General features: G+C 71.2%; 20 protein-coding genes. 9 read left to right on the top strand and 11 right to left on the bottom strand.

What is annotated here, in order from left to right:
- Positions 1-38: 38 nt before the first annotated feature.
- The 8 genes from ACIPTO_RS25585 to ACIPTO_RS25550 all read right to left on the bottom strand — a co-directional run bounded on the left by ACIPTO_RS25585 (position 39) and on the right by ACIPTO_RS25550 (position 14014).
- A complete protein-coding gene (locus ACIPTO_RS25585) occupies positions 39-2996 on the bottom strand; it encodes a M14 family zinc carboxypeptidase (protein ID WP_401195886.1) in 2958 nt (985 codons plus the stop codon).
- 313 nt (positions 2997-3309) lie between these two features.
- Positions 3310-4299 carry a DNA-binding protein WhiA gene (gene whiA, locus ACIPTO_RS25580; RefSeq protein ID WP_019067568.1) on the bottom strand — a complete coding sequence of 330 codons (990 nt, stop codon included), beginning with the start codon at positions 4297-4299 and terminating at the stop codon, positions 3310-3312.
- The gene (gene yvcK, locus ACIPTO_RS25575) at positions 4290-5357 is read right to left on the bottom strand and encodes a uridine diphosphate-N-acetylglucosamine-binding protein YvcK (protein WP_026178369.1); all 1068 of its coding nucleotides are present in this window, start codon (positions 5355-5357) and stop codon (positions 4290-4292) included. Before yvcK ends, whiA begins: the two co-directional genes overlap by 10 nt.
- Positions 5354-6358, bottom strand: a complete 1005-nt coding sequence (gene rapZ / locus ACIPTO_RS25570; protein WP_366319524.1) for an RNase adapter RapZ — start codon at positions 6356-6358, stop codon at positions 5354-5356. Before rapZ ends, yvcK begins: the two co-directional genes overlap by 4 nt.
- A complete protein-coding gene (gene uvrC, locus ACIPTO_RS25565; RefSeq protein ID WP_401195882.1) occupies positions 6355-8463 on the bottom strand; it encodes an excinuclease ABC subunit UvrC in 2109 nt (702 codons plus the stop codon). The genes rapZ and uvrC overlap by 4 nt, the downstream gene beginning before the upstream one ends.
- Positions 8464-8559: 96 nt before the next feature.
- Positions 8560-9231, bottom strand: a complete 672-nt coding sequence (locus ACIPTO_RS25560; RefSeq protein ID WP_401195880.1) for a response regulator — start codon at positions 9229-9231, stop codon at positions 8560-8562.
- A 351-nt stretch (positions 9232-9582) separates the two neighbouring features.
- Positions 9583-12213, bottom strand: coding sequence for a PAS domain S-box protein (locus ACIPTO_RS25555; RefSeq protein ID WP_401196154.1), 2631 nt, complete (start codon positions 12211-12213; stop codon positions 9583-9585).
- Between the two features lie 400 nt (positions 12214-12613).
- A complete protein-coding gene (locus tag ACIPTO_RS25550) occupies positions 12614-14014 on the bottom strand; it encodes an ABC transporter substrate-binding protein (RefSeq protein ID WP_401195877.1) in 1401 nt (466 codons plus the stop codon).
- Positions 14015-14187: 173 nt separating this feature from the next.
- On the opposite strand from ACIPTO_RS25550, the gene ACIPTO_RS25545 reads away from it, so the two are divergent.
- On the top strand, positions 14188-14559 hold the full coding sequence (locus ACIPTO_RS25545) for a response regulator (RefSeq protein WP_401195875.1): 372 nt from the start codon (positions 14188-14190) through the stop codon (positions 14557-14559).
- A gap of 213 nt (positions 14560-14772) precedes the next feature.
- The gene (locus ACIPTO_RS25540) at positions 14773-15720 is read left to right on the top strand and encodes a hypothetical protein (protein WP_401195872.1); all 948 of its coding nucleotides are present in this window, start codon (positions 14773-14775) and stop codon (positions 15718-15720) included.
- Positions 15721-15749: 29 nt separating this feature from the next.
- On the opposite strand, the gene ACIPTO_RS25535 is transcribed toward ACIPTO_RS25540, so the two are convergent.
- A complete protein-coding gene (locus tag ACIPTO_RS25535; protein WP_401195870.1) occupies positions 15750-16172 on the bottom strand; it encodes a Rieske 2Fe-2S domain-containing protein in 423 nt (140 codons plus the stop codon).
- A 245-nt stretch (positions 16173-16417) separates the two neighbouring features.
- Between ACIPTO_RS25535 and ACIPTO_RS25530 the strand changes: the two genes are divergently transcribed.
- Positions 16418-17560, top strand: coding sequence for a LacI family DNA-binding transcriptional regulator (locus tag ACIPTO_RS25530; RefSeq protein WP_401195867.1), 1143 nt, complete (start codon positions 16418-16420; stop codon positions 17558-17560).
- Entirely contained in the window at positions 17557-18468 is a 912-nt protein-coding gene (locus tag ACIPTO_RS25525) for a carbohydrate kinase (protein WP_401195865.1), read from the top strand. The genes ACIPTO_RS25530 and ACIPTO_RS25525 overlap by 4 nt, the downstream gene beginning before the upstream one ends.
- A 126-nt stretch (positions 18469-18594) precedes the next feature.
- Here the strand turns inward: ACIPTO_RS25525 and uvrA are convergent, their stop codons facing one another.
- Positions 18595-21591: an excinuclease ABC subunit UvrA gene (gene uvrA, locus ACIPTO_RS25520; RefSeq protein ID WP_401195863.1), complete on the bottom strand. Its 2997-nt coding sequence runs from the start codon at positions 21589-21591 to the stop codon at positions 18595-18597.
- A gap of 225 nt (positions 21592-21816) precedes the next feature.
- On the opposite strand from uvrA, the gene ACIPTO_RS25515 reads away from it, so the two are divergent.
- The 5 genes from ACIPTO_RS25515 to ACIPTO_RS25495 all read left to right on the top strand — a co-directional run bounded on the left by ACIPTO_RS25515 (position 21817) and on the right by ACIPTO_RS25495 (position 26241).
- Positions 21817-22503: a maleylpyruvate isomerase family mycothiol-dependent enzyme gene (locus ACIPTO_RS25515; protein WP_401195861.1), complete on the top strand. Its 687-nt coding sequence runs from the start codon at positions 21817-21819 to the stop codon at positions 22501-22503.
- A 10-nt stretch (positions 22504-22513) separates the two neighbouring features.
- A complete protein-coding gene (locus ACIPTO_RS25510) occupies positions 22514-23170 on the top strand; it encodes an MBL fold metallo-hydrolase (protein WP_401195858.1) in 657 nt (218 codons plus the stop codon).
- Between the two features lie 514 nt (positions 23171-23684).
- Positions 23685-24569, top strand: coding sequence for an ABC transporter substrate-binding protein (locus ACIPTO_RS25505; RefSeq protein WP_401195855.1), 885 nt, complete (start codon positions 23685-23687; stop codon positions 24567-24569).
- On the top strand, positions 24566-25483 hold the full coding sequence (locus ACIPTO_RS25500) for an amino acid ABC transporter permease (RefSeq protein ID WP_401195853.1): 918 nt from the start codon (positions 24566-24568) through the stop codon (positions 25481-25483). The genes ACIPTO_RS25505 and ACIPTO_RS25500 overlap by 4 nt, the downstream gene beginning before the upstream one ends.
- The gene (locus tag ACIPTO_RS25495) at positions 25480-26241 is read left to right on the top strand and encodes an amino acid ABC transporter ATP-binding protein (RefSeq protein ID WP_366319552.1); all 762 of its coding nucleotides are present in this window, start codon (positions 25480-25482) and stop codon (positions 26239-26241) included. The genes ACIPTO_RS25500 and ACIPTO_RS25495 overlap by 4 nt, the downstream gene beginning before the upstream one ends.
- A 123-nt stretch (positions 26242-26364) precedes the next feature.
- Here the strand turns inward: ACIPTO_RS25495 and aroQ are convergent, their stop codons facing one another.
- Positions 26365-26838 carry a type II 3-dehydroquinate dehydratase gene (aroQ, locus tag ACIPTO_RS25490; RefSeq protein WP_401195850.1) on the bottom strand — a complete coding sequence of 158 codons (474 nt, stop codon included), beginning with the start codon at positions 26836-26838 and terminating at the stop codon, positions 26365-26367.
- Between the last annotated feature and the right edge of the window lie 31 nt (positions 26839-26869).

Raw genomic sequence — 26869 nt, 5'->3', positions numbered from 1 at the left:
CGGACCGCCCTGGATGTTCATGACATCGTCACACCGGGTCAGCCCCGAAGGGCCGTCAGGGCCTTCTTGAGCAGGGCCGCACGGTCGGCGGCCGAGGTGACCTGCTCCAGTCCGAAGCCGAGCAGCACGGTGCGGTCGGTGGTGACCGCGCCGTACGTCTGGAACAGGGCTCCGGTGCGCGTCCAGTCCTTCAGGACGGCCGGGCTGCCCGGGGGCGGTCCCGTGACGCTCCAGGCGCCGAGGGAGGTCTCGAAGCCCTCGGTCTGGGTCGCCGTGCCGCCCAGGACGAGCGAGGTGTCGTCGGCGAGGACGCCGTGACCGCCGGAGCCCGGGTCGGTGATGTAACTCAGCGACACCTGGACCGACTTGCCCGCGTAGGCGCTCAGGTCGAAGCCGACCTGCTGCCAGCCGTCGGAGGCGCCGGTGAAGCTGTTCCACGTGCCGGTGGTGCCGGTCGCGGTGCAGCCGGAGGGGGAGAAGGTCAGGTAGTGCTTGAGCCAGGGGTGCTCGGCGACCAGGAAGCCGGCCTCGCACTCGGACGGCAGGGCGGTGCTGGTGGCGCCGCCGATCTCCGGGAGCGTGGTCCAGTCGTCGCCCCCGGTGGTGTGGATCTCGACCACGGCGTGGTCGTAGCCGGGCTCGGTGTCCCACAGCAGTTCGCTGCGCAGCGTGGGCTTGTCGGCCGCGCTGACGCCGGTGAGGTCGATGGTGCGGGTGAGGCGCTTGTAGGCGTCGTCGGTGTGGACGGCGGCGGCCATGTAGGAGCCCGCGTAGGGCCCGTACGGGTTGACGGTCCCGGCGAACTGGCCGGCCCCCGCGCTCGCGAACTGCGGGTAGGTGGCGGGCGCCAGCGAGTCGGAGGTGACGCTGTAGGTACCGGCCCGGTCCAGCGGGTTGCCGGGCGCGCCGCCGAGCGGTCCGGTGACGCCGGCGAGCTTGCCGGAGCCGTTGAAACCGGTGGCCCCGGGGGTGGACGTACGCGAGTAGGCGCCCAGGTAGTACTGGCTGAAGTCGTTCGAGGGGGTGCCGTCGCCGAGGTCGACGGAGCCGCCGGCGAGTTCGCCGGCCTCGATCAGCTTGCCGCCCTCGTTGAGGAAGGCGCGCAGCTGGAGCTGGGTGTCGTTGCCCGGTCCCGCCGTGCCCGAGTAGTGGACGACGGTCCTGAAGTGGTCGAGCACGCCGAGCGCGTCGGGCGCGCCCTGGGTGGCGACGTCCCAGACGGCCGCCTTGCGGCCGTCGGCCTTCAGCGCGTCGACGTAGGTCTGCGCCTGGGTGGCGGCGGCTCCTTCCTCGGCGACCACGAGGGTGTCGGCCGCGGGCCGCCGGGCCACCGTGTACGTGAAGTGGGTGCTGGAGGTGGGCTTCCCCGCCTTCGTCCGGCCGGTGGACCACACCTCGACCTTGTCGCCCGGGTCGGCGCCTTCGACCTTGGCCCGGTACTCGTCGAAGTACAGGTTGTCGTCCCCGCCGTAGGTCCGGCCGCCCTTCCAGGGCCTGAGGGCCGTGTCCTGCGTACGGCCGCCGTTGACGCGGTACTTGAGTTCCTTGTCGCGTACGGACTTCCGTACGACGACGGAGACCTCCTGGTCGGCGCCGCGCGCGTACGAGGTGGAGAAGGCGGCCGGGGTGAAGTCGGCGGCGCCGAGGCCGACCGACGAGGTCGGCTGGTCGGGGTGGGCGGCGGTCTCGGCGACGGAGAGCGCGAAGGGGATGTTCTTCTCGAACTCGTCCTGGATCAGCTTCTCGTCGTCGGGGAAGTTGAAGACGGACTGGCAGTCGGCCGCGTTCCAGGCGTCGTTCGGGTCGATGTTCGACGCGGTCTGGCAGGTCGACATCTCGGGGGTGAACATCGACATCTTGTTGACGTTCGAGGCGTGGCCGTCCGCCTCGCCGTTGGTCGTGTACAGCTCCGAGGAGACCTGCGAGTGGTAACCCGGGATCGCCGGGTTGTCCGGGGTGCCGGCGAGCGCCTTGTAGAGGACGTCGTCCGGGGTGGGCGTCGCGACCTGCCAGCCGACCCCGTAGAGGAGGAGTTCGGCGGCGGAGTGGTAGTTGATGCCGTAGGTGAAGCCGACGCGCTTCTCGAAGGCGTCGAGGGCGGCGGTCTCCGGCTCCGAGTTCGGGCTCGCGCCCCGGTAGGTCTCACTGGTGGGGTTGGGGGACGAGCCCTCGTCGTCGTAGCCCCACTTGTAGCCGAAGTTGCGGTTGAGGTCGACGCCGTCGCCGGTGGAGATGGTGCCGTCGCCGTTGACGTCCCGCAGGTTCTTGCGCCACAGGCGCGTGTCGCTGCTCCGGAACGTGTAGTCGTAGCCGTCCGGGTTGGCCGACAGCACGAACCACAGCTCGGTGGAGTCGACGATCTTCTTGATGCGCTTGTCGGTCGTGTAGTTGTCCAGGTAGTAGTGCATCAGCCGGCGGGTCATCTCCGGCGTGATCCACTCGCGCGCGTGCTGGTTGGACACGTACAGCACCGAGGGCTTGGAGCCGTCCTTGGTCTTCTTCGCGTTCTTGGTCAGTTTGAGCGCGAGGATGTCCTGGCCGTCGATCGTCCTGCCGATGGACTCGACCTTGGTGAGACCGGGGTTGGCCTGCCCGGTCCTGACGATCTCCTCCTTCAGCCCGCCGCTTCCGCTGTACGGGCGGAACACGCCCTGCGCCGCGTCCTCGACGCGCGTCTCGGCCTTGGCCGTCAGCGTGTGCTCGGTGAGGCCGACGCCCTGCTTCTCCAGCTTCTCGGCCTGCCGGTCGGTGAGGTAGACCTCCACGGCGGTCCTGCCGGAGGCCGAGAACCGGTTGTCGCCGAGTTCGTGGGCGTCCTGTCCGGCCTTCAGGAGCAGGGGTATCTGCTGCTGGGTGACGTCGGCGCGGAAGACCTTGACCTCGTCCGGGTCGGACTTCGCGGAACTCCCGCCCTGCGCCTGGGCGATGGGTGCGATGCTCGCGCCTGCGATCAGGAGCGCGCCGACAGCGAGGATCGATCTCGCTCTGTGTCTCATGAAACCCCCTGGCAACGGTTCGCCACAGCAGCGAACTGTTGCCAGGCTCATGACACTTCATGATCGAGTCAAGGGCGCCTCAAGGGGAGATAAACGGGGCTCTTCTCCGTACGGGCCCTTGGCCGTCCGACCCTGTACGGGCCTTCCGCGCAACCGACTTGATCGGCCGTCAGCACCGAACAGGGTTCGGCAACGACATGGTGACGGCTCGTCAGTGGCCGCCCGGGAGGACCGCCACGACGGAACGCCGGTGCCGACGCCCCGAATCGGGCGTCCGCACCGGCGTGTTGAGGGTCCGTCGGCGTCCCGGAGGTCAGCCGACCATGTTGTCGGCCATCTCCTCGGTGATGCTCGACTCCGTGCCCGGGATGCCGAGGTCCTGGGCGCGCTTGTCGGCCATCGCCAGCAGCCGGCGGATACGGCCGGCCACGGCGTCCTTGGTGAGCGGCGGGTCGGCGAGGGCGCCCAGCTCCTCCAGGGAGGCCTGCTTGTGGTCCATGCGGAGCCGTCCCGCCGCCGCCAGGTGCTCGGGGACCTCGTCGGCGAGGATCTCCAGGGCGCGCTGCACCCGGGCGCCCGCCGCCACGGCCGCGCGGGCCGAGCGGCGGAGGTTGGCGTCGTCGAAGTTGGCGAGACGGTTCGCCGTGGCGCGCACCTCGCGGCGCATCCGGCGCTCCTCCCAGGCCAGCACCGACTCGTGCGCGCCGAGCCGGGTGAGCAGGGCGCCGATCGCGTCACCGTCCCGGACGACCACGCGGTCCACGCCGCGCACCTCACGGGCCTTCGCCGCGATCGACAGCCGGCGGGCGGCGCCGACCAGCGCGAGCGCCGCCTCGGGGCCCGGGCAGGTCACCTCCAGGGAGGAGGACCGGCCGGGCTCGGTCAGCGAGCCGTGTGCCAGGAACGCGCCTCTCCAGGCCGCCTCCGCGTCACAGGTGGCCCCGGAGACGACCTGCGGGGGCAGGCCCCGGATGGGGCGTCCGCGGCCGTCCACGAGGCCCGTCTGCCGGGCCAGCTGATCGCCGCCCGCGACCACCCGGACGACGTAACGCGAGCCGCGGCGCAGTCCGCCGGGCGCCATCACGATCAGCTCGGAACTGTGGCCGAAGATCTCCAGGATGTCCCGCTTGAGCCGGCGTGCCGCCATCGCGGTGTCCAGCTCCGCCTCGATCACGATGCGCCCGCTCACCAGGTGGAGGCCGCCGGCGAACCGCAGAATGGCGGAGACCTCCGCCTTCCTGCAGCAGGTCCGGGTGACGGGGAGCCGGGAGATCTCATCCTTCACCGCTGCCGTCATCGCCATGGGCCGATCCTTCCATGCATCCGAAAAATACGGTCGTACGCGGCGGCCAACAGCTCCGGGTCGTGCCTTGGAGTTCCGTCGGTCCGGGCCACCGGCGCCAGCTCGACCGCGGCGTCCAGCCGCTTGGCGGCTTCGGTGAGCGACGCTCGGTCGGGCACGGCGGCCTCGTCGGCCAGCACCACGTCCAGGGCGAGTTTAGGGGCGTGTCGTCCCAAAACCTCCAAATGACGCTGCGGGGAGAAGCCATCGGTTTCTCCGGGCTGCGGCGCGAGGTTCAGGGAGAGGACCCGGCGCGCCTTCGTCTCGGTGAGCGCGTCGAGCAGTTCCGGCACCAGCAGGTGCGGGATGACGGACGAGAACCAGGAGCCCGGGCCGAGCACCACCCAGTCCGCGTCGAGCACGGCGGCGACGGCCTCGGGCACGGCCGGCGGGTCGTGCGGCACGAGGTGCACGGACTGCACCTCACCGGGCGTGAGCGCCACGGTCGCCTGCCCCCGGACGGTGTCGACGTCGTCGGGCCGCGCCGGATCGTGCCCCTTGACGAGGGCCTGCAGCTCCAGCGGTACGGCGGACATGGGCAGCACGCGCCCGTGCGCGCCGAGCAGCTTGCCGACCAGGTCGAGGGCCTGCACATGGTCGCCGAGCTGCTCCCACAGGGCGACGATCAGCAGATTGCCGACCGCGTGTTCGTGCAGGTCGCCCTTGGACTGGAAGCGGTGCTGGATGACGCGGGCCCAGGTCTGGCCCCAGTCGTCGTCGCCGCAGAGCGCGGCCAGCGCCTTGCGGAGGTCGCCGGGGGGCAGGACGCCCAGTTCGTCGCGCAGACGGCCGCTGGAGCCTCCGTCGTCGGCCACGGTGACGACGGCGGTGAGGTCGCCGGTGATCCGGCGCAGCGCGGTGAGCGAGGCGGACAGTCCCATGCCGCCGCCGAGGGCGACCACCTTGGGCTGGGTGCCGCGTCGGCGCGGCTTGCCGCCACGGGCCTCCACGGGCCTGGTCGTGCGTCCTTCGGGCACCACGCGGCGCAGCCTGCCCAGCCGTGGGCTACGTCCTGTCATTCCCGTCCCATGTCCCGGTGTACGACCACCGTCTCCACGCCCTCCGCCGCGAGCCGCGCGGCGAGCTTCTCCGCCGTGGCGACCGAGCGGTGCTTGCCGCCGGTGCAGCCGACGGCGATCGTCACGTACCGCTTGCCCTCGCGCCGGTAGCCGGCCGCGATGAGCCGGAGCAGCTCGGCGTAGCGGTCGAGGAACTCCTTGGCGCCGGGCTGGTTGAAGACGTACGCCGAGACCTCTTCGTTGAGGCCGTTGAAGGGGCGCAGCTCCGGGATCCAGTGCGGGTTCGGCAGGAAGCGCATGTCGGCGACGAGGTCGGCGTCGACCGGGAGGCCGTACTTGAAGCCGAAGGACATGACGGTGGCCCGCAGTTCGGGCTCCTCCTCGCCGGCGAACTGGGCGTCCATCTTGGCGCGCAGTTCGTGGACGTTGAGGCTGGAGGTGTCGATGACGAGGTCGGCGTCGCCGCGCAGCTCGCGCAGCAGCTCGCGCTCGGCGTCGATGCCGTCGACGATGCGGCCGTCGCCCTGGAGGGGGTGGGGGCGGCGCACCGACTCGAAGCGGCGCACCAGGGCCTCGTCCGAGGACTCCAGGAAGACGATCCGCCGGGTGACGTGCTTGGCCTCCAGGTCGGCGAGGGACTCGCGGAGGTTGTCGAAGAAGCGCCGGCCGCGGACGTCGACCACGACCGCGATGCGTGCCACGTTGCCCTGGGAGCGGGCGCCGAGCTCGACCATGGTGGGGATCAGGGCGGGCGGGAGGTTGTCGACGACGAACCAGCCGAGGTCCTCCAGGCACTTGGCGGCGGTGGACCGCCCGGCCCCGGACATGCCGGAGATGATCACCAGCTCGGGGATGGCCGGCTCGGGGACCCCGGCTGTCGTGCTGTCCGTACTCACCTGTGCTCCGTCGTCCTGGACCGTCTCCTGGGGAGACCGATCCTCGCCCGCTTCCTTGTGCGTCCGATCTCGGTCCGCTGTGGGCTGCTTCTCTTGTTCGGTCATGTGTCCTGCCCCCGTCGCTCGTCCGGGGCTCCCGCGGGTACGGGCTCCCCTGGGGCACCCGCCGTCGTCCCGGGTGTCCCGTCCTCTTCCGTCGCTTCCGTCTCTTCCGTGTCTTCCGTGTCTTCCGTGTCTTCCGTGTCTTCCGTGTCTTCCATGATCTCTCCGGTCGCCGTGTTCACGGCGGGTGCGGCCGGGGCCGCCTGGGCGAGGGCCACGGCGATGGCCTCCGCGGTCTTGCGGCCTATGCCCGGAACCTCGCAGATCTGGTCGATTGTCGCGGATCGCAGCTTCTTCACCGAACCGAAGTGTTTGATCAGCGCCTGTTTGCGGGTCTCGCCGAGGCCGGGCACGTCGTCCAGGGGGCTCGCCCTGAACCGCTTGGCCCGCTTGGTCCGCTGGTAGGTGATCGCGAACCGGTGGGCCTCGTCACGGACGCGCTGGAGGAGGTAGAGGCCCTCGCTGGTGCGGGGCAGGACCACGGGGTCGTCCTCGTCGGGCAGCCAGACCTCCTCCAGGCGCTTGGCGAGACCGCACACGGCGATGTCGTCGATGCCCAGCTCGTCCAGGGCGCGCTGGGCGGCGGCGACCTGCGGCTGCCCGCCGTCGACCACGACGAGCTGCGGCGGGTAGGCGAACCGCTTGGGGCGGCCCTCCTCGTCCTTCAGGTCGCTCAGCTCCTCGCCGTCGGCCCACTCCCCCGTCTTCTCCTTCTCGGCGAGATAGCGCCGGAAGCGGCGGGTGATGACCTCGTGCATGGAGCGGACGTCGTCCTGGCCCTCGAAGCCCTTGATCTGGAAGCGGCGGTACTCGCTCTTGCGGGACAGCCCGTCCTCGAAGACGACCATCGACGCCACGACGTCGTCGCCCTGGAGGTGCGAGATGTCGTAGCACTCGATCCGCAGGGGGGCGCTGTCCAGGCCGAGGGCCTCGGAGATCTCCTCCAGGGCGCGGGAGCGGGTGGTGAGGTCGGAGGCGCGCTTGGTCTTGTGGAGGATCAGCGACTGCTGGGCGTTGCGCGCGACGGTCTCCATGAGGGACTTCTTGTCGCCGCGCTGCGGGATGCGCAGCGACACGTTCGCCCCGCGCCGGTCCGTCAGCCACTGCTGGACCGGCTCCAGCGGGTCGGGCAGGGCCGGGACGAGGACCTCCTTGGGGACGGAGTCCCCGGTCTCCTCGCCGTAGAGCTGCTGGAGGGCGTGTTCCACGAGGGCCGGGGTGGTGACGTCCTCGACCTTGTCGGTGACCCAGCCGCGCTGGCCGCGGACGCGTCCGCCGCGGACGTGGAAGATCTGGACGGCGGCCTCCAGCTCGTCCTCGGCGACCGCGATCAGGTCGGCGTCGGTCGCGTCGGCGAGGACGACCGCGCTCTTCTCCATGGCCTTCCGCAGGGCCTCGATGTCGTCACGGAGGCGGGCCGCCCGCTCGTACTCCATCTCCTCGGCCGCGTCCGTCATCTGTTTCTCCAGACGGCGGATGTACGTGCCGGTGCGGCCGGTCATGAAGTCGCTGAACTCCTCGGCCAGTTCGCGGTGCTCCTCCTCGGTGACGCGGCCGACGCAGGGGGCGGAGCACTTGCCGATGTAGCCGAGCAGGCAGGGGCGGCCGGTGCGCGCCGCGTTCTTGAAGACGCCGGCCGAGCAGGTGCGGACGGGGAACACGCGCAGCAGCAGGTCGACGGTGTCGCGGATCGCCCAGGCGTGTCCGTACGGCCCGAAGTAGCGGACGCCCTTCTTCTTGTGACCGCGCATCACCTGCACGCGCGGGTACTCCTCGTTCATCGTCACCGCGAGGTACGGGTAGCTCTTGTCGTCGCGGTACTTGACGTTGAACCGGGGGTCGTACTCCTTGATCCAGGAGTACTCCAGCTGGAGCGCCTCGACCTCCGTGGACACCACCGTCCACTCCACCGACGCGGCCGTGGTGACCATCGTGCGCGTGCGCGGGTGGAGTCCGGCCAGGTCCTGGAAGTAGTTCGCCAGGCGCTGGCGCAGGCTCTTCGCCTTTCCGACGTAGATCACCCGGCGGTGCTCGTCGCGGAATCTGTAGACCCCGGGCGAGTCCGGGATCTCTCCCGGCCTGGGGCGGTAGCTGGAGGGGTCGGCCATGTTTCACACCCTACTGGCGCGGGGTGACAGCGCGGCGGGGCTGTGGACAACGCCGGGCGCGCCGGGCGGATCTCCCGGGGAACTCCTCGGAAACGCCTACCGGGACTCGAGGAACGTGAGGACCGCCAGCACACGGCGGTGGTCGTCGGAAGCCTCCGGAAGGCGGAGTTTGCCCAGGATGCTGCGGACGTGCTTCTCGACGGTGCCTTCGGTGACCCACAGTCTGCGGCCTATGCCGGCGTTCGAGCGGCCCTCCGCCATCAGTGCCAGGACCTCCCGCTCGCGGGCGCTGAGGCAGGACAGCGGGTCGTCGCGGCGCTGCGCCGAGAACAGTTCCTGCACCAGGGAGGGGTCGACGACCGAGCCGCCCTTGTGGACGCGGTCGAGGGCTTCGACGAACTCGTCGACGACCGTGATCCGGCTCTTGAGGAGATAGCCGACCTTGTGGCCGCCGGCCAGGAGTTCCAACGCCTCCTCGACCTCGACGAACGCCGACAGGACGAGGATGCCGGTGCCGGGGTGGCGCTCGCGGATGGTGCGGGCGGCTTTCAGGCCCTCGGTGGAGTGGTCGGGCGGCATCCTGATGTCGACGATCGCGAGGTCGGGCCGCTCGGCGTCGACCAGTTCCAGGAGCCGTACGGCGTCGCCCGCCTGGCCCGCGATCTCGTAGCCCAGGCGTTCGCACAGGCTCGCGAGGCCCTCCCTGAGCAGGACGTCGTCGTCCGCGAGGACGACCCGTCCCTTCGCGGTCTGCCCCGCTGCGTCCATCGTCCCCGGCTCCCCTTGCCCGACCTGTGCCGTGCGCCACGCACAGCCTGCCGGACCGGGTCGGGTACGGCTAGCCGGTAAGGGAATTGGGGGGTGACGGTGCAGACGCGGGGCCGGGTCCGGGCGATTCTCGAAGCAGTGCGAACGCGGGCGGACCGGTCGCACCGGGCGAGGTGCCGGCCCCCGGCCGGAAGGGCTGCGGGAGACGCGGCGGACACGGGCGGACGACGGCGACGGCGGTCGGTCCGTGTCCGCCCGCAGGAGGACGGCACCGGGCCCGCCCGACGCGTACGACAGCACCGGGTCCCAGGCTCCCCCGGCCTGGACCTCTGTCGCGTACGCGTCGGGCGGTCACTCCTCCGTCCGGGGAAGCGGCAGTCGTACGGCGAGAGTCGTGCCCTCCCCTGGTGGGCTGGTGACGCGCAGCCTGCCGCCGATCGCCTCGACGCGGTCGACGAGTCCGATGAGCCCGGAGCCGTGTCCGGGGTCGGCGCCGCCCACCCCGTCGTCGGCGATCGTCACCTCCAGGACGTCGTCCTCGACCCGCGCGGACACCGTCACGAAGCTCGCGCGCGCGTGCTTGGCCGCGTTGGTGAGGCACTCGGAGGTCACGTAGTAGACGGCGACCTCGATCCGCTCCGGGAGGCGTCCCGCGGGCAGGCGCAGGTCGAGTTCCACGGGGACGGCGGAGCGGCGGGCCAAGGCGCGCAGGGCCGGGCCGAGGCCGCCCTTGGAGAGGATCGCCGGGTGGATGCCGCGCGCGATCTGCAGCAGGTCGGCGAAGGCGTCGTCGAGGCCGCCTGCGATGTGGTCCAGCTGCCGGGCGAGTTCCTCCGGCTGCTCGTCCAGCATCGACTGGGCCGTCCTGAGGTCGAGCTGGAGCGAGACGAGCCGCTGCTGTACGCCGTCGTGGAGGTCGCGTTCGATACGGCGCCTGGAGGCGTCCCCCGCCTCGACCACGCGCGCGCGTGACGCGGTGAGCTGGTCGCGGCTGTCGGCGTTGGCGAGAGCGGTGGCGACGAGTTCGGTGAAGTCGGCGAGCCGGAACTCGGCGCCCGGTGGCAGCGGTTCGGGTCCCGCGGCGGCCGCGACGACGGCACCCCACAGGCGGTCGTCCACGACGATGGGGGCACTCACCGAACGGCCCACGCGCGCGGGGCGACCGGTTCGCGCGACCTCCGCGGCGGCGGCCGTGTCCTCCTCGGCGGCCGGGCTGTGCGCGGAGCCGAGGACGGTGGAGGTCCCGTCGGCGCCGTAGCGCAGGACGGCCGCGGTGCCGCTGCCCAGGACGCCGCCCACCTGGTCGGCGACTTCGGAGAACACCTCGTGGGGTGGCACCCCGCGCGCGACGAGGGTGGCGACGCGGCGCAGCGCGGTCTGTTCGCGGGCGGCGCGGCGGCTCTCGGTGACGTCGCGTGCGGCGGCGTAGACGAGGCCGTCCCCGGTGACCGGGCGGGCGCTCCACTGGAGCCAGCGTTCGGTGCCGTCGGCCCGCAGGAAGCGGTTCTCGAACTCGGCCAGGGCGTCGCCGCCGGCCAGCCGGTCGAGGACGGCACGCGTGCGTGCGCGGTCCTCCGGGTGCACGAACTCCAGCCAGGGGCGGCCGAGCAGCGTGTCGGCGGAATATCCGAGGGTCCGCTCGAAGGCGGGGTTCACGCGTCTGAAGCGGCCGTCCAGGTCCGCGATGCACAGCAGGTCCAGGGAGAGGTGGAAGATGCTCGCCAGCTCCTGCTCGGCCTTGTCGCGCCGCCCCTGGGCCGCGGCGAAGGAGGCCATGGTGCCGTTCATGCCGCCGAGGAGCTGCGCCCAGGTCCCCTCGAACGCGGCGACGTCCGCGCGGTGGCCCAGCCGGTTGTCGTCGATCGCCGTGTTCATGGTGGTGATCTCGCCCGCGAGCCGCTCGGTGGTGACCCGCAGTTCCCTGAACATGTCGGCGACGACGCCGAGTTCGTCCCGGCCCGCGTACCGGACGTCGTACGACAGGTCGCCCTCGGAGAGCGCACGGGCGCCCGCGGAGACCTCGCCGAGAGGGCGGGTGATCGACCGGCGCAGGGTCAGGGCGAGGACGGTGACGGCGGCGAGGACGGCCAGCGACACACCGAGGTCGCGTGCCTCACGCGCGCGTGCCGTGTCCAGGTCGCTCGCGGCGTCGCGGCCCAGCTCGGCGGCGGCCCGGTGCTGGATGCCGCGCAGGGCGTCGATGCGCCCGGTCGAGGCGGTCAGCCAACCGGCGTACGTGGGCCAGGAGTTCTTCTCGGCGTGCGGGTCGGCGAGGGTCTCGCGGGTGGCACGGACGACGAGCCCGGGGTGCTGGAGCAGGACCACGTAGAGCCTGCCTTTGAGGCCGGGGGACGCGGTCCGGCCGAAGTCGTCCAGGAGCGCCTTCTCCAGGGCCGACCAGCGGTCCGTGGCGGTGGCGTGCGGGGCGTCGGGGGTGTCGAAGAGCACGGCCAGTTCGGTGCGTTCGCGTTCGGCGGCCTCGATGGCGTTCAGGAGCGCGATGTGGGCGTCGGCGGCCTGTCCGGAGGCGCGGGTGGGCCGGCCTGCCTCCAGAGTGGCGGCCAGCTCCAGGAGGTCGTCCTCGATCGTGTCGTACTGGGCGGCGAGTTGGGTCACGGTGAGCGAACCGGTCCCCAACTGGACCCTGAGGGAGTGCAGTTGCCGGTTCCGCGCGTCGAGCCTGCCCGGTACGTCGGGCTGTCCGGTCCAGCCGGCGGCACTCCGGAGGGCCGCGTCGAGTGCCCGGTCGGTGGCGTGCGCCGCGCCGGAGCGTTCCTTCAGGGTGGCCGGTCCCGGCCGCAGCCCGGCCTTCACCGCGGCGAGGCGTTCCCTTGCGATGGCGTCGGTCAACGCCGTTGTCCGGAAGGACAGTCGGGTCGCCGTACGGAAGTCCCGCATCGTCTGGGCCTCGCGCCACTGGGCAACCGCGCCGAACACGGTGAACGCCAGCAGGCAGGTCACCGGGAGCAGCACCAGGAGCATCAGTTTGTGCCCGACGCGCAGCCGGGCGAGGAAGGGCACGCGGAGCGCGCTGCCGGGCCTCGGGGGCCGTCCACGGGGACTCTGCGGGGCGGGGCGGCCGGAGCGAGGGCCGCGCAGCTCCGGGGGCGAGGTGAGCGCGGCAGGCGTGACTGGGCCGAGGCCGGGCTCGGGATCGGAGCGGAGCCCTGGAAGCACCCTACGGAGCGGGCCCGGGGACAGGGGGCGACGCACGGCGGGCTCTCAGCGGCCCGTGGGCGGTGAAGGTCGACGACGGTCGGTCACGTGCCCAGCCTGCCTCAATCAACCATGGCCGTCAGGGCGTTGGGGAGGACGGTTCCCTCAACATCGGACCCTCGACATCGGACACACGCACGGTTCGCCCGCCGCACGGTGTCCACGGTCACGGCGTGTCCGGCGGGTAGCCGTCGTGCGCCGCGATGTCCTGGTCGATCTTCCTGGCGGCCTCGTCGAGGGTCGCCTTGACCGGCGCCCGGTTGAAGATGATCTTCGCGAAGGCCCGGGAGAAGGCGTCGGTGATCGCCGGGTAGGCGGGCGTCTGCGGCCTGGGGCGGGCCACTCCGTCGCGGAGCTGCTCGATGAAGAGGTGTTCGGGGCCGCCGGGCGCGTACTGCGGCGAGAGCCTGATCGCGCTCTCCGTGGCGGGGATCGCGCCGTTGGCCAGGGTCATGCGGTGCACCTGGGCGGGCCGGAGCAGGAAGGACAGGAAGCGCCAGACGGCGTCACCGTCCGCGTTGCCCGCCGGGACGCCCCACTGGAAGGAGCCCATGCCGGTGGCGGTCCCCTGGCCGAAGTCGGGCAGCGGGACGATGGTGACGTCCCCGGGGAAGGCCTTGTTGAATTCCGGATAGGTCCAGTGCCCGCACCAGGAGATCGCGCTGCGGCCGCTGACGAACGCCTTGTCGTCCTTGACCATGTCGATGAGCCCGGCCTTGGCCCAGTCCTGCATGTCGGTGAGCGCCTCGACCGAACCCGGACCGTTCACATAGCCCTCGGCGGTGCGGAAGGTCCGGGGCTCGACGAGGTCGCCGCCGGCCGACCACACGGCGGGCGCGAAGCCGTACGTGTTCCACTCCTGGCCCGGCTGCGAGTAGACGAGCCGCAGGTCGAGCGGTGCCTTGTAGCCCAGCTCGCGGAGTCTCCGCAGGATGCCGGTCATCTCTGTGGCCGTCCAGGCGTCCTTGGGGCCGCTCGGGAGGCGGATCCCGGCCTTCCTCATCACGGACGTGCGGACGTACAGGCCCATGCCCGAGTCGAAGGTGCCGACACCCCACAACCTGCCCGCATAGGTGCCCTGTTGACGGATCGACGGCAAGAGGTCGGCGCGGACGCTCGCGGGCACGCAGGAGTCGATCGGCCGGAGCTTGCCCGACCAGGCGTAGCTGTAGAGGTTCGGGCCGTCGAAGTCGAGGAGGTCGGGAAGGTCCCCGCTGGCCGCCGCCGACAGCACCAGGGCGGTGTAGGCGCGGTCCTCCGGGAGGGTGACCAGCTCGACCCGCACCTGTTTCTGCCGTGCGTTGAACTCCTTCACCTGGCTCCGCAGGGTGGTGAACTCGCCGCTCGGACCCGCGTGGTACCACACCGTGATGTGCGCGACGCCGTCGATCCTCCCGTCGCAGGTGGTGTCCTTCGGGGGCGCGCTCGCTCCCTCGGCATCGCTCCCGGTGCCGTCGCACCCGGCCAGCAGCAGGGCCGCGCACACCGTCCCCGGGACCAGGGTCCTGCGCAGCCGACGGAGATCGCGGACGCGAGGCCACGCGCGCGTAGCGCTCGTTCCGCTCATGGCACACCCCCCACTCGACCGGGCGTGATGGCCTCCCCGGGGCGCCGTCATGCTACCGCCCGCTGTGCCTCCATCGCCGTGCGTACACCTGAACCCGCTTTCACAGCGCGGGACTTCAGCACTTTCCGGCTAGCTGGAAGGCGCGAGCGACCATCGGTTGGCAAGCTGAGGACATGTCGCTGCGCTGTCTCCTCGTCGATGACAGCGCCCGGTTCCTGGAGGCGGCTCGCGCCCTGCTGGAACGCGGCGGTGTGGAAGTCGTCGGTATCGCCTCGACGGGCGCGGACGCCCTCTCCCGGGCCCGGGAGACGGCCCCCGACGTCGTCCTGGTCGATCTCGACCTGGACCTGGAGAACGGCTTCGACGTCGCGCGGCGGCTGGTGGGCAGTGTTCCGGCCGTGATCCTCATCTCGACCCACTCCCGGGAGGACTTCCAGGAACTGATCGCCGCCAGCCCCGCACACGGTTTTCTTCACAAGTCGGTCCTGTCCGCACGGGCGATCAGAGAGGTGCTGGGCGACACCGGACCGACCGCGCGGACCTGAGGGGAACGACTGCGACCGGGCCAGATCACATATGCCTGATGGGCGACAGGTGTTGTCGGGACTTGGTCAACACGCTTCAATGCGGGGGAACTCGGGGCGTGAATGACGGCGTACGGATGTGAAGACCCTTCCCCCTGCCGACGGGGACCCCGAGGCGGACTCGCGTGAACGGCCTGACCAGCCGTTGTGAACATTCACAGAAAGGGCCCCTGCATGCCGCACGCCACACAGCAGGCGGACGTCGCCACCGCGGAACTGGACTCGGCCCTGCGCGGCGGCCCCTTCCACGTCGCGCTGCGCGCCGCCATCGCCGCCCGGGGACTGCCCCTGCAGCGCGTCCAGCACCATCTGACGCGCTACGGGGTCAAGGTCGGCGTCACCAGCCTGAGTTACTGGCAGCAGGGCGCCCGCCGCCCGCAGCGCCCGGAGTCGCTGCGGGCCGTACGGGCACTGGAGGAGATCCTCCAGCTCCCCGAGGAGTCCCTGATCCGGCTGCTCGCCGAGGCCGAGGAGCGCTCCGTCGCACAGCGCCCCGCCGCCCGCTCGTACCGCTCCTTCGTCGAGGCCTCCGGAGTCCTGGAACAGCTGCTGGCCGACCTGGAGTCCTCGCTCGACACCGGTCTGCACTCCCTCGGGCTGCACGAGCGCGTGCGCGTCGGACCCCACCGCGAGTTGGCCGGCCGCGAGTCCCACCACATCGTCCGGGCCCACCGGGACGGCATCGACCGCTACATGGCCGTCCACTACGGGGATCCCGGCTGCGCCCCCGACCACATGACCGTGCACGCCCTGGAGAACTGCCGCACCGGCCGCGTCCGCCGCCACCACGAGACCGGCATGCTGGTCGCCGAACTCCTCTTCGGCACCCGGCTCCGCTCCGGAGATACGTTCCTCTTCCGGTACGGCGTCGAGGACGGCACCGCCGGCCCCTCCCGCGAGTACGTCCGTGACTTCGGTGTCGCGGGCGGCCAGTACGCCCTCCAGGTGCGCTTCGAGGAGAACGCGCTCCCGGTGCGCTGCCACCGCTTCACCCAGCACTCGGCGGCGGCCCCGCGCAGTGGCCGCCAGGAGCTGCGCCTGGCCGGAGGACACCACTCGGTGCACCTCGTCGAGCCGCGCATGCGGTCCGGGATCGTGGGGATCGGCTGGGACTGGGAGTGAGCGGACGGGGCCTCCACGCGCCCCGGTGATCAGGCGGCCGGGCCCGCGACGATCTTCCCGTTCGCGGCCGTCACCTTCAGCTCCTGGAGCGGCTCGGTCGCCGGGGACTGCACCACCTTGCCGGTCATCGCGTCGAACTGGCTGCCGTGGCACGGGCAGATGAGAGTCGTGCCGTCCAGCTTGTTGATGGGGCACTGCGCGTGCGTGCAGATCGTGCTGTACGCCGTGAGGGTGCCGTTCGCGGCCCGGCTGACCACCACGTTCTGATCGCGGTACAGCTTCGCGCTCCCCTTGGGGACCTCGCCCTCCGCACCCAGCTCCACGGGTGCGGTCGGGGTAGCCGCGGCCCCCGAGTCACCGCCCGAGCACGCGGCGAGACCGAGCCCGGCGACGGGCGCGAGGGCCGCTCCGCGCAGGACGATACGACGGCTCGGGATTGGGAGGGCGGGCATGGGGGTCTCCAGCTGTCGTTTCGGGCGGCGCGCAGGCCGTGCGAACGGTCCGAGTCGCTCGGTCCAGGTCCGTGCGGGCGTCGGTGCACGGCGACGATACCCGTGGTGTTCCGCCCGCTTTGAGCCGGGTTCGACTGAACTGGCCTTCACGGTACGTAAACGTTTGCGCAAGCGTTTACGTGCGGCGCGGAATGGGATACGTTCCCGGCCAGAAGGCCCGCATCGACTCAGGGAGGGGACCCGCGATGGCCACCATGGCCGATGTCGCGCGGAGCGCCGGCGTGTCCGTCGCGACCGTCTCGCACGTCCTGAACGACACCCGTCCGGTGCTGCCGGGCACCCGGGAGGCCGTGCTGACGGCGATCGAGGAACTGGGCTACACGCCCAACACCCTCGCCCGCTCCCTGGTGACGTCCCGCACCCGCTCGATCGGCCTGGCGGTGTCGGCGATCAGCAACCCCTACTTCACGGAGATCCTCCAGGGGGTCGAGGCCGGCGCCCTGGAACACGGCTACAGCCTGCTCATCGCCGACCCGCACGACGACCCCGAGCACGAGCGCACGGTCGTCCAACTCCTGCACGAGCGGCGGGTGGACGGCATGATCGTCGCTCCGTCGGCGGCCCCGGACGCGCTGCTCGCCTACCTCGGCCGGCACTCCGTACCGACGGTGTTCCTCGACCGGCTGGTCGAGACGCCCCCGGGCGACGCGGCCCCCTTCGACCAGGTGAGCGCCGAGAACATCGAGCCGACGGCACGCCTCGTCACGCATCTCGCGGAACTCGGCCACCGCCGCATCGGCCTCGTCGCGGGTCTGGCCGGGCTCAGCACGACCGGCGAGCGGATCGCCGGCTACCGGCACGGCCTGGCCTCCGCCGGACTCCCGTACGAGGAAAGGCTGTTGGCGCACGGCGACTCCGAGTCGGCCGCCGCCGAGCGGGCCACCGGGACGCTGCTGTCCCTCGCGGCCCCGCCCACGGCCCTGATCACCGCCAACAACGCGATGACCATCGGCGCGCTGCGCGCCCTGCGCGAGCGTGGTCTGTCGGTCCCCGGCGACCTCGCGCTGTGCTGTTTCGACGACTTCGCCTGGGCCGATCTGTTCGAGCCCCGGCTCACCGCCATCGCCCAGCCCAGCAAGGAGATCGGAGCCGAGGCCGTACGGCTCCTGCTGGACCGGCTCGCCTCGCCGGACCGGGCCGCCCGTGTCGTACGCCTGCCGTCCGCCTTCGTCCACCGCTCGTCCTGCGGCTGCCCGGACCGACCGCCGTCCGACCGGTCCGACCCGCCCCGTCCACCCGGTCCGGCCGGTCCGACCCCTCCGGCCGGCCCGGCCCCGCACTCCGCCCCCACCCCGTCCGACCAGCCCGCGAAAGGAACCGCCCCGTGATCGTCGTAGCCGGTGAGGCCCTGATCGACCTGGTGCCGCAGGGCACAGGAGCCCTCGCCGCCCTGAAGCCGGCGCTCGGCGGCGGCCCGTACAACACCGCCGTCGCCCTGGGCCGCCTCGGCTCCCCCACCGCCTTCTGCTCGCGGGTCTCCCGCGACGCGTTCGGCGAGGCCCTTCTCGCCGGGCTGCGGCAGGCCGACGTGGACGTCCTGGACGTGCAGCGCGGCACGGAGCCGACGACCCTCGCCGTCGCCACGCTCGACGCGCACGGCTCGGCCACGTACTCGTTCTACGTCGACGGCACCGCCGACCGCCTCTTCGCGGTGCCCGCGGCGCTGCCCGCCGAGACCTCGGCCGTGTCCTTCGGCACCTGCTCACTCGTCCTGGAACCGGGCGCGACCGCCTACGAGGAGTTGCTGCGGATCGCGTCCGAACAGGGCGTGTTCACCCTGCTCGACCCGAACATCCGGGCGGGTCTGATCCCCGACGCGGACGCCTACCGGGCGCGGTTCAAGAGCTGGCTGCCGTACGTGAACCTCCTCAAGCTGTCCGAGGAGGACGCGCTGTGGCTGGGCGGCACCCCGCGCGAGTGGCTGGACGCGGGCCCCTCGGCCGTCGTGATCACCCAGGGCGGCGACGGTCTCACCACGTTCACGCAGGACGGCGCGGTGCATCCGGTGCCGGGCGAGAAGGTCGAGGTCGTGGACACGATCGGTGCCGGTGACACCGTCAACGCAGCGCTGCTGCACGGCCTGTCGACCCGGGACGCCCTGTCTCCGGCGGGGCTGGCCGGGCTGGGCCGGGACGGCTGGACCCGGCTGCTGGCGTTCGCGGCCCGGGCGGCGGCGGTCACCTGCTCACGGGCGGGTGCGGAACCGCCGTACGCCTCCGAACTGGGCGGTCTGTAGCGGCTGTTGGGCGATGGCGGGCCGCAGGCTCCGCCATGTGCGGCGCCCCACGGGGATGGTCCCGTGGGGCGCCGCGTTCGTGCTCCCGCCGTTCTCCGGTCGGGTCTTGTTGCTGCTCCGGGCCGGTCAGGCCTTGCGGGCCCGTGTCGTCTTCTTCGCGGGCGCTGCCTTCTTCGCCGCTGCGGCCTTCTTGGCGGGTGCCGCCTTCTTCGCCGCGACCGTCGCGGTCTTCTTGGCCGCCGTCTTGCGCGGGGCCTTCACCGGGGCGCCGTCGCTGATCCGGTCGGCGTCGAGGATCTCGCGGAGGAACTTGCCGGTGTGGCTGGTCGAGACCGCGGCCACCTCCTCGGGTGTGCCCTCGGCGACGACGAACCCGCCGCCCGCGCCGCCCTCGGGACCCATGTCGACGACCCAGTCGGCGACCTTGATCACGTCGAGGTTGTGCTCGATGACGATGACCGTGTTGCCCTTGTCGACCAGGCCGCCGAGCACCGTGAGGAGCTTGCTGATGTCCTCGAAGTGCAGGCCGGTGGTCGGCTCGTCCAGGACGTAGACCGTACGGCCGGTGGAGCGGCGCTGCAGCTCGCTGGCGAGCTTGACGCGCTGGGCCTCACCGCCGGACAGGGTGGTCGCGGACTGGCCGAGCCGGACGTAGCCGAGGCCGACGTCCTTGAGGGTGTTGAGGTGGCGGGCGATCCCGGGGACCGCCTCGAAGAACTCCGTGGCCTCCTCGATCGGCATGTTCAGGACGTCGGCGATGGACTTGCCCTTGTAGTGGACGTCCAGCGTCTCCCGGTTGTAGCGGGCGCCGTGGCACACCTCGCACGGGACGTACACGTCCGGCAGGAAGTTCATCTCGATCTTGATGGTGCCGTCGCCCGCGCAGTTCTCGCAGCGGCCGCCCTTGACGTTGAAGGAGAAGCGGCCGGGCAGATAGCCCCGCACCTTCGCCTCGGTGGTCTCGGCGAACAGCTTGCGGACGTGGTCGAAGACTCCGGTGTACGTCGCCGGGTTCGACCGGGGGGTGCGGCCGATGGGCGACTGGTCGACGTGCACCACCTTGTCGACGAGGTCGTCGCCGTCCACGCGCGTGTGCCGTCCCGGTACGTTCCTCGCACCGTTCAGCTCGCGGGCGAGGTGGGTGTACAGGATGTCGTTGACCAGGGTCGACTTGCCGGAGCCGGAGACGCCGGTGACCGCGGTGAACACACCCAGGGGGAACGAGACGTCGATGTCCTGGAGGTTGTTCTCCCGGGCGCCGTGCACCGTGAGCTGACGCGAGAGGTCGCGCGGGCGCCGGATGTCGGGCAGCGGGATGGCCTTCCTGCCGGACAGGTACTGCCCGGTCATCGACTCGTCGTTGGCGAGCAGCTCCTTCAGGGAGCCGCTGTGCACGACCTTGCCGCCGTGCTCGCCCGCGCCGGGGCCGATGTCGACGATCCAGTCGGCGACCTTGATGGTGTCCTCGTCGTGCTCGACGACGATGAGCGTGTTGCCCATGTCGCGGAGCCGGACCAGGGTCTCGATCAGCCGGTGGTTGTCGCGCTGGTGCAGGCCGATGGACGGCTCGTCCAGGACGTACAGGACGCCCACGAGGCCGGAGCCGATCTGGGTGGCCAGGCGGATGCGCTGGGCCTCGCCGCCGGAGAGCGTGCCGGCCGCGCGGTTCAGCGAGAGGTAGTCGAGGCCTACGTCGACCAGGAAGCGGAGCCTCTCGTTGCACTCCTTGAGGACCCGCTCGGCGATCTTCTTGTCGCGGGCGTCGAGCTTCATGGCGCCCAGGAACTCCGCGCAGTCGCTGATCGACATCCCGGAGATCTCGGCGATCGACTTGTCCATGATCGTGACCGCGAGGACGACGGGCTTCAGGCGCGTGCCGTGGCAGGTGGGGCAGGGCACCTCGCGCATGTAGCCCTCGAAGCGCTCCCTGCTGGCGTCGCTCTCCGCCTCGCCGTGCCGCCGCTTCACGAAGGGGACGGCGCCTTCGAAGGGCGTCGTGTAGACCCGCTCGCGGCCGTACCTGTTCCGGTACCGGACCTCGATCTGTGTCTTGTGGCCGTACAGCAGGGCCTTCTTGGCGCGCTGCGGGAGGCCCGCGAAGGGGATGTCGGTGCGGAAGCCCAGGGCGTCCGCGAGGGCGCCGATGAGTCGGCCGAAGTAGTCCTTGGTGTGACCGTGCGACCAGGGGTGGATGGCGCCCTCGTCCAGGGACTTGTCCTCGTCCGGGACGATCAGCTCGGCGTCGACCTCCATGCGCGTGCCGATGCCGGAGCACTCGGGGCAGGCGCCGAACGGCGAGTTGAAGGAGAAGGAGCGGGGCTCCAGCTCTTCGAAGGACAGGTCGTCGTACGGGCAGTACAGGTGCTCCGAGTACATGCGCTCGCGCTCGGGGTCGTCCTCGGGGAGGTCGACGAAGTCGAGCACGACCATGCCGCCGGACAGGCCGAGGGCGGTCTCCACCGAGTCCGTGAGGCGGCGCTTGGCGGAGTCCTTCACCGTGAGGCGGTCGATGACCACCTCGATGGTGTGCTTCTCCTGCTTCTTCAGGGTGGGCGGCTCGGAGAGCTGGATGGTCTCGCCGTCCACGCGCGCGCGGCTGTAGCCCTTGGTCTGGAGGTCCGCGAACAGGTCGACGAACTCGCCCTTGCGCTCGCGCACCAGCGGCGACAGGACCTGGAAGCGGCTTCCCTCGGGCAGCGCCAGGACCTTGTCGACGACGGCCTGCGGCGACTGGCGCGAGATGGGCCGGCCGCACTCGGGGCAGTGCGGCTTGCCGATGCGCGCGAAGAGCAGTCGCAGGTAGTCGTAGACCTCGGTGATGGTGCCGACCGTCGAGCGCGGGTTGCGCGAGGTCGACTTCTGGTCGATGGAGACGGCCGGGGAGAGACCTTCGATGAAGTCGACGTCCGGCTTGTCCATCTGGCCGAGGAACTGGCGGGCGTACGAGGAGAGCGACTCCACGTAGCGCCGCTGGCCCTCGGCGAAGATCGTGTCGAAGGCCAGGGAGGACTTGCCCGACCCGGACAGGCCCGTGAAGACGATGAGCGAGTCGCGTGGCAGGTCGAGCGAGACATTCTTCAGATTGTGCTCGCGCGCGCCACGGACGATGAGACGGTCGGCCACGCCGGTCCGCACCTTTCTTGAGAGAAGTGACAGGGGCGAGGCCCCCGTCGTTCCCAGACTAGGGGGAGCCACTGACAACGCCGGTCGGAATCCCGGCCGAGGCATAACAACCTCCGGCCTTCCAGCATGCCCGACGCCGGACCCGACGATATAGCACGTGCATTCGATTTACGGCACTGCTTCACCACCTTCACCCAAAGGTGTGCCGGGACTAGGGTCAGCAGCATGATTGATCACGCGCATGACCTGGCCTCTGTACGTGACGCGACCGAACGAGTGCTCAGCGCTGCCGCCGGACTGGACAACGTTTCTGCGGCCGAGCCGTCACGGCTTCCCGGCTGGAGCCGCGGCCACGTCCTCGCCCACCTCTCCCGGAACGCGGACGCTCTGGTGAACGTCCTGGAGGGGCGCCCCATGTACGCGACGGCGGCCGTCCGCGACGCCGACATCGACCGCGACGCCCCGCGGCCCCTCGATGTCCAGCTCGCCGACCTGCGGGAGAGCGCGGCCAGGTTCCAGGAGGCGGGTGCCGTCCCGGCGGACTGGTCACGCACCGTGGAACTGCGCAACGGGGTCGTCGACTCCGCGTCCCGGATCCCGTTCCGGCGCTGGATCGAGGTCGAGCTGCACCACGTCGACCTGGGGACCGGCTACGAGCTGGAGGACCTCCCGGAGGACTTCGTCCGGCGGGAGATCGACTTCCTGGTCGAGCGCTTCGACGGACACCCCGACGTCCCCCCGACCCACCTCACCGACGGCACGCACGCGTGGACCACGGGCCGCGCGTCCGACAAGCCGGACGTCACGGTCACCGGCCCGCTCGCCGACCTCCTCGGCTGGCTCTGCGGCCGCCGCGACGGCTCCGGCCTGACGGTCGACGGCGGCTCCTTGCCGGCCCTGCCCCCGCTATAGGGTGACGGCCATGACGTACAGCGGCGAGGTCACGGTCGGTGGACCGGCGGACGTGCACGAGCTCACGGACCTGATGATCACGAAGATCGCGGTCGGGCCCATGAACAACAACGCCTATCTGCTGCGCTGCCGGGCCACCGACGAGCAGTTGCTGATCGACGCGGCCAACGACGCGGAGACCCTGCTCGGCACGATCGGCGAGGACGGCATCGCGTCCGTCGTCACCACCCACCAGCACGGCGACCACTGGCAGGCACTCGCCGCGGTCGTGGCGGCCACGCGCGCGCGTACCCACGCGGGCCGCGAGGACGCCGACGGCATCCCCGTGCCGACCGACGTCCTGGTCGACGACGGCGACACGATCCGGGTGGGCCAGGTCGAGCTGACCGCGCGTCACCTCGTGGGCCACACACCGGGTTCGATCGCACTCGTCTACGACGACCCGCACGGGCACCCTCATGTGTTCACCGGGGACTGCCTGTTCCCGGGTGGCGTGGGCAACACCCGCAAGGACCCCGAGGCGTTCGCGAGTCTGATCCACGACGTCGAGACGAAGATCTTCGACACGCTCCCGGACGAGACCTGGGTCTACCCGGGCCACGGCAACGACACGACCCTGGGCGCCGAGCGCCCGCACCTGCCGGAGTGGCACGCGCGCGGGTGGTGAGAGCGGGGCACGCGCGCGTGGGTGGTGGGTGAACGTCCGGCACGCGTGAGGATGTTGGACACCCCCCACGCGCGCGAGTCGCCGGACGTCCCGACCACGCGCGCGTGGGTCGTCGGGATTCCGGCGCTGGGCCCGCGATGGCGGGATGCCCGCCGTGCCGCCCGCTGGGCGCGCTCCCTGCGTGCGTGAACCGTTCCGCGCGCCCCGCACTCCCTCCGCGCACGCACCCCGTGTGAATCCTTCGCACGCGCGGGTGTCCCGCGTGCGCTCCCCGCGTACCTGGTTGCGCGGTCAACTGGAATCAGCCCCGCTCAGGATGACGGCTCCTGCGCGGATGGGCCGCCGGTCCATCGATCCCCGCCCTGGCTGGCGGCCCCGGCTCCCGCCCCGGCGGACGCCGTCGGATCCGCACCGCACGGGCACAGTTCACAAGAGCGCAACACGTGTTCCCACTATGCGGACAATCGTGGCTGTGACCTGGACAATCAGGACGTCCGACTGTCACTCTCCCGCCATGCACCTTGCCCCTCGCGTACTGCGCCGCGCGATATCCGCCGCGACCATAGCCCTGCTCGCCACCGCCGTCGGCTGTGCCCCGCAGCCGGAGGAGAAGGCCTCCGACCAGGCCTCGGGTTCGGCCGGAACCACCTGCGCCAAGGGCAAGTTGGCCACCCAGACCTCCGGCAAGCTGACGATCGCCACGGACGAGCCCGCGTACGAGCCGTGGTTCGAGGACGACAAGCCCGCCAACGGCAAGGGTTTCGAGTCGGCGGTCGCCTACGCCGTGGCGAAGCAGCTCGGCTACGACAAGAGTGCCGTCGTCTGGCAGAGCGTCCCCTTCAACAAGGCCTTCGCGCCCGGTGTGAAGACCTTCGACTTCGACATCAACCAGGTGTCGATCAGCACCGAGCGCAAGAAGGCCGTCGACTTCTCGTCCGGCTACTACGACGTGCGCCAGGCCGTCATCGCGCTCAAGGGCAGCAAGGCCGCCAAGGCGACGAGCATCGCGGACCTGAAGGGCCTCAAGCTGGGCGCCCAGGTCGGCACCACGAGCCTGAACTACATCAGCGACGTGGTGAAGCCGAAGCAGCAGGCCGCCGCGTACTCCAAGAACGACCAGGCGATCTCCTCGCTCAAGAACGGCCAGGTCGACGCGATCGTCACCGACCTGCCGACCGCGTTCTACGTCACCTCGGCCGAGGTGACCAACGCCAGGATCGTCGGCCAGTTCGAGAACCAGGGCGGCACGCCCGAGCAGTTCGGGCTGGTCCTCGACAAGGGCAGCGACCTCACGTCGTGCGTGTCGTCGGCCGTGGACGCGCTCCGCAAGGACGGCACCCTGGCCGCGCTGGAGAAGCAGTGGCTCTCCGACGCCGTCGACGCCCCGGTCCTCAAGTGACCGTGGTGAAGGACGACTCCGGCCAGGAGGCCGCGGACGACAAGGGCGACATGCCCGGCGGGGGCGACACGTACGTCCCCTCCCAGCGGCGCGTGGACCGCGAGCGGCACAAACGCGCGCGTGCCCGTCGCGCGACCGCGATCGCCGCGGTGTCGACCCTGGTCACGGCCGTCGTCCTGTACCTCGTCGTGGTCAGCGCACCGGGCTGGGAGCGCACCAAGGAGACCTTCTTCGACGGGCACTACGCGCGCGAGGCGCTGCCCAAGGTCCTCGAAGGGCTCTGGCTGAACGTCCGGCTGCTGCTGATCTGCGGCGTGCTGGTGCTCGTCCTGGGCATGCTGATCGCCATCGCGCGCACGCTGCGCGGACCGGTGTTCTTCCCGCTGCGGGTGCTGGCCGCCGCGTACACGGACTTCTTCCGCGGGCTGCCGCTGATCATCAACCTGATGATCGTCGTCTTCGGAGTGCCCGCCCTGCGTCTCCAGGGCGTGACCGTCGACCCCGTCCTGCTCGGCGGCGCCGCCCTGACGCTCACGTACTCCGCGTACGTCGCCGAGGTGTTCCGCGCCGGCATCGAGTCCGTGCACCCCTCGCAGCGCGCCGCCGCCCGCTCGCTGGGCCTGACCAACCGGCAGGCGCTGCGGCACGTGGTACTCCCCCAGGCCGTACGCCGGCAGGTGCCGCCCTTGTTGAACGATCTGGTGTCCCTCCAGAAGGACACCGGGCTCGTCTCGATCGGCGGTGCGATCGACGCCGTGCGGGCGTCCGACATCATCGCGCAGCGCGCCCTGAACTACACGCCGTACATCGTCGCGGGGCTCGTCTTCGTGGCGCTGACCATCCCGATGACCCGCTTCACGGACTGGGTGACCGCGCGGATGGACAAGCAGCGCGCCCAGGGAGGCACGACATGAGCACCGCCGAGACCACGCCAGTGCTGCGCATGGAGTCCGTGCGCAAGACCTTCGGTACGTCGGTCGTCCTGCGGGACGTCGACCTGGAGGTCCCCCGGCACACCGTGACCGCGCTGATCGGCGCCTCCGGTTCCGGCAAGTCGACACTGCTGCGGTGCGCGAACCTCCTGGAGGACATCGACGACGGCGCGATCTGGCTGGACGGCGAGGAGATCACCGACCCGCGCGTCGACCAGGACGCGGTACGGCGCCGTATCGGCGTGGTGTTCCAGGCGTACAACCTGTTCCCGCACATGACCGTCCTGGAGAACATCACCCTCGCCCCACGCCGGGTGCACGGCGTGTCCCGCGCGGAGGCCGAGGCACACGCGCGTGAACTGCTGGAGCGGCTCGGGCTCGGGGACAAGGCGAGCGCCTACCCGGACCGGCTGAGCGGCGGCCAGCAGCAGCGGGTGGCGATCGTGCGCGCCCTGGCCGTACGTCCCCGGCTGCTGCTCTTCGACGAGATCACCGCCGCGCTCGACCCCGAGCTGGTCGGTGAAGTCCTGGCGGTGGTGCGGGACTTGAAGGACGAGGGCATGACCATGGTGCTCGCCACGCACGAGATGGGCTTCGCCCGGGACGTCGCCGACCAGGTGTGCTTCCTGGACGGCGGCGTCGTCCTGGAGCGCGGCACCGCCCAGCAGATCTTCGGTGACCCGCAGCAGGAGCGCACGCGGCGCTTCCTGCGACGGATCGTGGAGGCGGGCCGCCTGTAGCGGGCCCTTGGGCCGGCCGCCCTCCGTGGCGGCCGGCCCGTCCTTCCGCAGCGGGTGGTCCGCAAAGGGCGTTCGGACGGGCGGCCGGTAAGGGGCGTTCGCCAGGAGGGCGACGCCTACCTGCTACGCGTCGGCCTTCCCCGCACCCGCGAGCGCGGCGACCCGCTCGACGCCGAACGCGTACCCCTGCACACCACACCCCGCGATGACCCCGTCGGCCCGCAGCGAGACGTACGAGTGGTGCCGGAAGGCCTCGCGCTGGTGGATGTTGGAGATGTGGACCTCCACCACAGGCATTCCGTCACAGGTGTTGAGGGCATCCAGGATCGCGACCGAGGTGTGCGAGTAGGCGGCCGGGTTGATCACGATGCCGCAGTGGTTCAGCCGTGCCTCGTGGATCCAGTCGACCAGTTCGCCCTCGTGGTTGGACTGCCGGAAGTCCACCGTGCCGCCGTGCCCGGCCGCCGCCTCGACGCACAGGGCCTCGACGTCGGCGAGCGTGTCGGAGCCGTAGATCTCCGGCTGGCGCTGGCCCAGGAGGTTCAGGTTGGGGCCGTTGAGGATCATGATCGGGGCGTTGGCCAGGGTGCGGGGCACGGTTCCTCCGGTCCGTTCGGACATGTCGTTC

This window comes from Streptomyces sp. NPDC090083, from assembly GCF_044747445.1.
Classification (GTDB): Bacteria; Actinomycetota; Actinomycetes; order Streptomycetales; family Streptomycetaceae; genus Streptomyces.
This window is presented reverse-complemented; position numbering and strand designations above follow the sequence as displayed.